The organism is Bradyrhizobium sp. NBAIM08, assembly GCF_020193935.1.
In the GTDB taxonomy this organism is placed as follows: Bacteria; Pseudomonadota; Alphaproteobacteria; order Rhizobiales; family Xanthobacteraceae; genus Bradyrhizobium; species Bradyrhizobium yuanmingense.
The window spans coordinates 1-424 of the sequence record NZ_JADYVR010000648.1; the positions used below are offsets into that span (position 1 = coordinate 1).

Genomic DNA, 424 nt, shown 5'->3' on the forward strand with positions numbered 1-424 from the left:
CGCTGGCCATGCTGCCGGACGTCGACGTCATCGTCGCCGGCGAAGTCCGCGAGTGGGAGTCGGTCGAATACGCGCGCGATCAGGTCGCGGCCGGCCACCAGAAGGCGCTCGTGCTCGTCGGGCGCGTGCTCTCGGAAGATCCGGGGATGCAGGTCTGCGCCGCGTGGCTGAAGACCGTCATCCCCGGCGTGCCGGTCCGCCACATCGCGGTCGGCGATCCCTACTGGAGACCGTGAGTGCCCGTGAAGGCCGGCGAGATCATCGATCGCATCAAGTCGCACCTCGGCGCGCCGTGGCGCGACGCCACCTATCGCGACACGTTCAAGGCCGGGGGGCCTGACACCGAGGTCACCGGGATCGCGACCACCGCCTTCGTGACGCTCGACGTCATCCGCAAGGCGGCCGCGGCGGGCCTGAACATGAT

2 protein-coding genes are annotated in these 424 nt (G+C 69.8%); both read left to right on the forward strand.

Going from position 1 to position 424, the window contains the following annotated elements; all coding sequences use genetic code 11:
* Window positions 1-236, forward strand: a 236-nt coding sequence (locus I6F37_RS41380) for a hypothetical protein (protein ID WP_225154578.1), incomplete at its 5' end; no start/stop codon positions are given.
* Window positions 237-424 (forward strand): hypothetical protein (locus I6F37_RS41385; RefSeq protein ID WP_225154579.1); only part of this gene is annotated, 188 nt, incomplete at its 3' end. It lies immediately after the preceding gene.